General features: G+C 74.6%; 1 pseudogene. It reads left to right on the top strand.

The features are described 5' to 3' along the window. Positions 1-204: 204 nt before the first annotated feature. Positions 205-8175, top strand: a pseudogene (locus FXO23_RS50805) (SDR family NAD(P)-dependent oxidoreductase); the annotation flags it as partial. Positions 8176-8197 lie beyond the last annotated feature (22 nt).

Here is an 8197-nt window from a genome sequence, read left to right as displayed (position 1 = left end):
CCGGCCACTCCTGAGTACTGGGTCGAACACGTGCGGCAGGCCGTCCGGTTCGCCGACGGGATCGAATCGTTGCGCGGCGCCGGAGTGACTACGTTCGTGGAACTGGGCCCGGACGGGGTGCTGGCCGGGATGGCCCAGGAGTGCCTGGCCGAGGCCGGTGCCGAGGTCGGTGTGGTCGCGGGCCTGCGCAAGGACCGCCCCGAGCCGGTGGCGCTGGTGGAGGCGCTGGCCGGGGTGTTCGTGCGCGGACCACGCGTGGACTGGCCGGTGCTGTTCGCCGGGACGAACGCGCGCCGGGTGGACCTGCCCACCTACCCGTTCCAGCGACGCCGCTACTGGGCCTCCGGCCACACCGCGGCCGGGGACGTGAGTTCGGTGGGGCTGGCGCCCGCGGACCACCCCCTGCTGGGTGCGGCGGTGCCGCTTCCGGATTCCAGCGGTGTCCTGTTCACCGGTCGCCTGTCCCCGGGGGCGCAGCCGTGGCTGGCCGACCACGCGGTGTCCGGCGCCGTGCTGCTGCCCGGGACCGCGCTGGTGGAACTGGCGATCCGCGCGGGGGACGAGGTCGGGTGCTCGGTCGTCGACGAGCTCACCCTGCACACCCCGCTGGTGCTGACCGAGGACGCCGCCACCGCGGTCCAGGTCGCGGTCGGCGCGCCCGAAGCGAACGGGCGGCGGCCGGTCGAGATCTTCTCCCGCACCGGCGACCTGCCCGCGACCCGGCACGCCACCGGTTTCCTGAGCGAACGGGCGGCGGAACCGGGGTTCGCCTTCCCGGTGTGGCCGCCGGAGGACGCCGAGCCGGTGGACGTCGACGGCGTCTACCCCGCGCTGGCCGACGCCGGTCTCGGGTACGGCCCGGTGTTCCAGGGGCTGCGCGCGGCCTGGCGGCGCGGCGAGGAGGTGTTCGCCGAGGTCGCGCTGCCCGAACCGGCACGCGAGGACGCCGAGCGGTTCGGGGTGCACCCCGCGCTCCTCGACTCCGCGCTGCACGCGCTGGCCGCGGGCGCGGATGAGGGCCCGCCGCGGCTGCCGTTCTCCTGGACCGGCGTGACGCTGTTCGCCTCCGGGGCGACCTCGCTGCGGGTGCGGCTGACCCCGAACGGGGACGGCGTCACCCTCGAGGCCGCCGACGAGACCGGTGCGCCGGTGGCCGCGGTCGAATCGCTGATCGCGCGGCCCGTCGCCGCGGACCGGCTCCGGGCGGCCGGGCACCGCAGCCTGTTCCGGCTGGCCTGGACCCCGGTCGCGGCGCCGGGAGCCGGTGCGGACGTCACCTGGTCCGATGTGGACTCCCTCCGGGCGGTGTGCGCGTCCGGTGACACGGTTCCCCCGGTGGTCGCGGTCGAAGTGACCGGGGGAGACGGCGCGCTCGCCACGGCGAACCGGGCGCTGGAACTCGTCCGGGCGTGGCTGGCCGGGGAAAGCACGGCCACGGCCCGCCTGGCCGTGGTGACCCGGTGCGCGGCCCCGGCCAACGGGGACGAGGACTTCGACCTCGACGCCGCCGCGGTGTGGGGGCTCGTGCGCACCGCGCAGTCCGAACATCCCGGCCGCTTCACACTCATCGACCTGGACCGCACCGCCACCGCCGCGGATCTGGTGCCCGCCGCGCTCGCCCTCGACGCCGAACCGCAGCTCGCGATCCGCGACGGCGAACTGCGCGCGCCCCGGCTGGAGCGCGCCCCCGCCGAACCCGGCGAACCGGTCGAGTTCGCGGCGGAGGGAACCGTCCTGATCACCGGCGCCAGCGGCACCCTCGGCGGCGTGGTCGCGCGGCACCTGGTGCGCGCGCACGGCGTGCGGCGGCTGGTGCTGCTGAGCCGCCGCGGTGACCGGGCGCCGGGGGCCGCCGAGCTGACCGCGGAACTGACCGGCCTCGGCGCCGAAGTGGTGTGGGCGGCATGCGACGCCGCCGACCGGGCGGCGCTGGCCGCGGTGCTGGGCGAGATTCCGGCGGACCATCCGTTGACCGGCGTAGTGCACGCGGCGGGTGTGCTCGACGACGGGCTGGTGGAATCCCTGACCCCCGAACGCCTCGAGCGGGTGCTGCGCCCCAAGGCCGACGCGGCGATCAACCTGCACGAACTGACCGCGGACCAGGACCTCTCGGCGTTCGTGCTGTTCTCCTCGATCGCCGGGATCTTCGGCGGGCCGGGTCAGGCGAACTACGCCGCGGCGAACGCGTTCCTGGACGCGCTGGCGCACCACCGGCGCGCCCGCGGCCTGCGGGCAACCTCGCTGGCATGGGGCCTGTGGGCCGATGGTGGGATGGCCGGGGACCTGCGGCAGGGCGACCTCGACCGGATGGCCCGCGGCGGCGTCGCGGCGCTGACCACCGAGCAGGGGCTCGAGCTGTTCGACGCCGGGCACCGCGCGGCCGAACCGCTGCTGGTCCCGGTCAACCTCGACCTCGGGGTGCTGCGCGAACAGCACCCGATCCCGCCGCTGCTGCGCGGCCTGATCAAGACCCCCGCCCGGCGCGCCGCGGGTGGCGATCGGTCCGGCGCGTCCGCGCTGGCCGACCGGCTGGCCGCGCTCGCGCCGGGGGAACAGGCCGCGCAGCTGACCGAGCTGGTGTGCCGCGAAGTGGCCGCGGTCCTCGGGCACGCCGGCGCCGCCGACGTGCCGTCCTCGAAGGCGTTCAACGATCTGGGCTTCGATTCGCTGACCGCGGTGGAACTGCGCAACCGCCTGGGCACCGCCACCGGACTCCGGCTCCCGGCGACCCTGATCTTCGACTACCCGACCCCCGCCGTGCTCGCCGATCGGCTGCGGTCCGAACTGACCGGTGAGCGGGCCGGAACCGCGTCGGTCGCGGTCACCGCCTCGGACGAACCCATCGCGATCGTCGGCATGGCGTGCCGGTATCCCGGCGGGGTGTCCTCGCCGGAAGGGCTCTGGCGGCTCGTTTCCACCGGCGGGGACGGGATTTCCCGGTTCCCGGAAGACCGCGGCTGGCCGCTGGAAGCGCTGTACGACCCGGAAAGCGGCCGGATGGGCACCTCCTACGTGCGCGAGGGCGGGTTCCTGCACGAGGCCGGGGATTTCGATCCGGGGTTCTTCGGGATCAGTCCGCGTGAGGCGTTGGCGATGGATCCGCAGCAGCGGTTGTTGCTGGAGACTTCGTGGGAGGCGTTCGAGCGGGCGGGGATCGACCCCGAGTCGTTGCGCGGCAGCCGGACCGGCGTCTTCGCCGGGATGATGTACCACGACTACGCCACCGGGTTGAGCGCGTTACCCGAGGGGCTCGAAGGGTTCATGAGCACGGGAACCTCGGGCAGCGTCGCCTCCGGGCGGGTGTCGTACACCTTCGGGCTGGAGGGTCCGGCGGTGACGGTGGACACGGCGTGTTCGTCGTCGCTGGTGGCGCTGCACTGGGCGTGCCAGTCGCTGCGCGCCGGGGAAAGCGATCTGGCGCTGGCGGGCGGGGTGACCGTGATGGCCACCCCCGGGCCGTTCGTGGAATTCTCCCGCCAGCGCGGCCTGGCCCCGGACGGGCGATGCCGCTCGTTCTCCGCGCAGGCCGATGGTGTCGGCTGGTCCGAGGGTGTCGGTGTGCTGCTGGTGGAGCGGTTGTCGGACGCCCGGCGGAACGGGCACCGGGTGCTGGCGGTGGTGCGCGGTTCTGCGGTGAACCAGGATGGTGCGTCGAACGGGTTGACCGCGCCGAACGGTCCGTCGCAGCAGCGGGTGATCCGGCAGGCGCTCGCCAGCGCGGGTCTGTCACCGTCCGATGTGGACGTTGTGGAGGCGCACGGGACGGGGACCCGGCTCGGGGACCCGATCGAAGCGCAGGCGTTGCTCGCGACCTACGGCCAGGACCGGGAAGACCAGCTGTGGCTGGGGTCGGTCAAATCGAACATCGGGCACACCCAGGCCGCGGCGGGCGTGGCCGGGGTGATCAAGATGGTCGAGGCGATGCGGCACGAGGTGCTGCCGAAGACCCTGCACGCCGAAGAACGGAGCCCGGAGATCGACTGGACCGCGGGCGCGGTCGAACTCCTCACCGAAACGCGGGAGTGGCCGCGATCGGACCGGCCGCGGCGGGCGGGGGTGTCGTCGTTCGGGCTCAGCGGCACCAACGCCCACGCCATCATCGAGGAACCCCCGGCGGTGCCGGAAACACCGGCGGCCCAGGAGGACGACACCCCGCTCTACCCGTTGCCCTGGCTGGTGTCGGCGCGTACCGAACCGGCGCTGCGGGCGCAGGCCGAGCGGCTGCGCACGTGGCTGGCCACCGAGCCCGGCCCGAGCCCGGCCGATGTGGCGTTCTCGCTCGCCACGACCCGCGCCGCGCACGAGCACCGCGCCGTGATCGTGGGCGGCGACCGGGACGAACTGGTCGGCGGGCTCACCGCGCTGGCCCGGGGCGAAGCCGACCCCGGACTGGTCCGGGGCACCGCCACCGGGGACGGCCGGGGCGTGGTGTTCGTGTTCCCCGGGCAGGGCGCGCAGTGGGCGGGCATGGCGGTCGAACTGCTGGACTGCTCACCGGGCTTCACCGAACGGCTGGGGGAGTGCGCGGCGGCGTTGGCGTCCTATGTGGACTGGTCCTTGCTGGACGTGCTGCGCGGTGTGGGCGGCGCGCCCGATCTGGGCCGGGTGGACGTGGTGCAGCCGGTGTTGTGGGCGGTGATGGTGTCGCTGGCGGAGCTGTGGCGTTCCTGGGGTGTCGATCCCGTGGCGGTGGTGGGGCATTCGCAAGGTGAGATCGCGGCGGCCTGCGTCTCCGGTGCGCTGAGCATCGCGGACGGCGCGAAGGTGGTGGCGTTGCGGAGCCAGGCGCTGGCAGCGCTGTCCGGTACCGGCGGGATGGCCTCGGTGGCCGCTTCGCCGACCGAGGTGACCGAGTGGCTGGCGCCGTGGGGCGAGCGGCTCTCCCTGGCGGCGGTGAACGGTCCGGCGTCGACGGTGGTCTCCGGGGAACGCGCCGCCCTCGACGAGTTCCTCGCTTCCTGCCGGGAGCGGGAGGTGCGGGTCCGCGAGGTCGACGTGGACTACGCCTCGCATTCGCCGCAGGTCGAAGCGATCCGTGCCGATCTGGCCCAGGCCCTCGCCGGAATCCGGCCCGGTCCCGCCGCGGTGCCGATGTACTCGACCCTCACCGGCGACCTGATCGAAGGCCCCGAACTGGACGCCCGGTACTGGTACGACAACCTGCGCGGCCAGGTCCGGTTCGCCCCCGCGATCCAGGCCCTCGCCGATGCCGGTCACCACGCGTTCGTGGAGGTCAGCCCGCATCCGGTGCTCATCCCCGGAATCGAGGACCTGCTCACCGAAGCCGGGGTGGCCGGAACCGTGGTCGGCACCCTGCGCCGGGATCACAGCGACCGGCAGCGGTTCCTGAGCGCCGCCGCGGAACTGCACGTCCACGGCGTGCGGGTGAACTGGTCGGCGGTCTTCGACGGTCGCGGCGCCGCACGGGTCGAGCTGCCCACCTACGCGTTCCAGCACCGGCGCTTCTGGCTGGGCGGCACCGGCGGCGACGCGGGCGACGTGACCGCCGCGGGCCTGCGCGCGGCCGGGCACCCGCTGCTCGGCGCCGCGGTGCCGCTCGCCGGTGCGAACGGCGTGGTGCTCACCGGCCGGCTTTCGGTGCGGACGCATCCGTGGCTGGCCGACCACGCGGTCGGCGACACCGTGCTGCTGCCCGGGACCGCACTCGTGGAACTGGCGATCCGCGCGGGTGACCAGGTGGACTGCCCGGTGCTCGACGAGCTGACCCTGCAGGCCCCGCTGGTGCTCCCCGCGAAGGGCGCGATCCAGCTCCAGGTGGTGGTCGGCGAACCGGAAGAGAGCGGACGCCAGGTCGAGATCCACTCCCGGCCCGACGACGCCGAGGACCACCCCTGGACCCGGCACGCCACCGGACTGCTCGGCGACCGGCCCGCCGAGCCGGGGCCCGAAGCGCCGGTGTGGCCGCCGGAGGACGCCGAAGCGGTGGACGTCGACGGCGCCTACCAGGCACTGGCGGAGGCCGGTTTCGGTTACGGGCCGGTGTTCCAGGGCCTGCGGTCGGTGTGGCGGCGGGACCGGGAAGTGTTCGCGGAGGTGGCTCTGCCCGAGGACGCGCGGGACGACACCGCACGCTTCGGCCTGCATCCGGCGCTGCTGGACGCGGCCCTGCACGCACTGGCCGCCGGTCCCGGCACGGGGGAGGGCGCCCCGGGCGGCCTGCCGTTCTCCTGGACCGGCGTCACCCTGTTCGCCTCCGGCGCCACCGCGTTGCGGGTCCGGCTGACCCCGCACGGCGCCGAAGGCGTCGCGCTCGCGGCGTGGGACGAGGCGGGCGCCCCGGTGGTCTCGGTCGGCTCCCTGGTGGTGCGGCCGGTGAACCCGGAGCAGCTCCGCACGGCCGAAGCGCGCCCGCTGTTCCGGGTGGGCTGGCACGCCATCCCGCACCAGCCCGCGGCGGCCGAGATCTTCTGGTCCGATGTGGACTCCGTCCGGGAGCTGTGCGCCTCCGGCGAGGTTCCCCCGGTGGTCGCGGTCGAGGTGACCGGGGACGGCCCCGGTGACACGGCGGCGAACGCGCTGGAACTGGTCCGGACCTGGCTGGCCACCGAGGCATCCGCCGACGCGCGGCTCGTCCTGGTCACCCGCGGGGCCATCGCCACCGGCGACGGCGCGGACGTGACCGGCCTGGACGCCGCACCGGTGTGGGGGCTCGTCCGGGCCGCCCAGTCCGAGCACCCCGGCCGGTTCGTGCTGGTGGACCTGGACGAACCGGCGGACCGCGCCTCGCTCGCCGGTCTGTCCGAAGTGGACGAACCCCAGCTGGCCGTGCGCGGAGGCGAGTACCTCGCTCCCCGGCTGGAGCGCGCCGAGGAGGTGGCGGCCCCGGCGGAGCCGATCGAGTTCGCCGAGGGCGGCACGGTCCTGATCACCGGCGCCGGTGGCGCGCTGGGCGCGCTCGTCGCCCGGCACGTGGTCCGCGCGCACGGCGTTCGGCGACTGCTCTTGCTGAGCCGTCGCGGCGGGGAGGGCGCCGAGGCGCTCACCGAGGAGCTGTCCGCCCTGGGCGCCGAGGTGGTGTGGGCGGCGTGCGACGTGGCCGATCGGGCGGCGCTTTCCGCGGTGCTGAGCGACATTCCGGCGGAGCACCCGCTGACCGGGGTCGTGCACGCGGCGGGTGTGCTCGACGATGGCCTGGTCGAATCGCTGACGCCCGAACGACTCGACCGGGTGCTGCGGCCCAAGGCGCTGGGCGCGTGGCACCTGCACGAGCTGACCCGCGACCAGGACCTCGCGGCGTTCGTGCTGTTCTCCTCGGCGGCGGGTGTGCTCGGGACCGCGGGCCAGGCCAACTACGCGGCCGCGAACGCGTACCTGGACGCGCTGGCGCACCACCGGCGGGCTCGCGGCCTGCGGGCCACGTCGCTGGCGTGGGGCCTGTGGGCCGAGGGCGGGATGGCCGGGGACCTGCGGCAGGGCGACCTCGACCGGTTGTCCCGCGGTGGTATCCGGCCGCTCGACGCCGAGCAGGGACTCGACCTGTTCGACGCGGGCTGGACCGGCGCGGAGTCCCTGCTCGTCCCGATCCGGCTCGACCTCCCCGCCCTGCGGAACCGGCTGCGCGCCGGGGAGGTGCCGCCGCTGCTGCGCGGCCTGGTCCCGGTCCGGGCCCGGCGCGGGGCCGCCGGTGCGGCCGCGCCGGAGGACGCGAAATCGTTCCGGGAACGGCTGGCCAAACACCCCGAGGCCGAGCAGAACGCGATGCTGCTGGACCTGGTGCGCGCCCAGATGGCCGCGGTGCTCGGGCACACCACGCCCGGGGAGGTCGACGTGGACCGCGGTTTCCTGGAATCCGGCTTCGATTCGCTCACCGCGGTGGAGCTGCGGAACCGGTTGAACTCGGTGACCGGCCTGCGGCTTCCGGCTACCTTGATCTTCGATCACCCGGCCCCGTCGGCGCTGGTCAAACATCTGCGGTCGGAGATCGATCCCGGACCGGCCGACGTGGTCGCGCCGCTGCTCGACGAACTGCGGCGGATCGAGGACGCGCTCTCGGCGGTGGAGGCGGACGAGGAGTCCCGGGCGAAGGTCACCACGCGGCTGGAGTCGTTGCTGACGACGTGGACGGGCCCGCGCGGGGCGGACGGATCCGATATCCAGTCGGCCACCGACGACGAGATGTTCGACCTGCTGGGGAGGGAATTCGGCATTACCTGACAGAGCAGTTGATTTCGGGTTG

Origin of the sequence: Amycolatopsis anabasis (assembly GCF_009765355.1) — a bacterium.
GTDB classification, from domain to species: domain Bacteria; phylum Actinomycetota; class Actinomycetes; order Mycobacteriales; family Pseudonocardiaceae; genus Amycolatopsis; species Amycolatopsis anabasis.
This window is presented reverse-complemented; position numbering and strand designations above follow the sequence as displayed.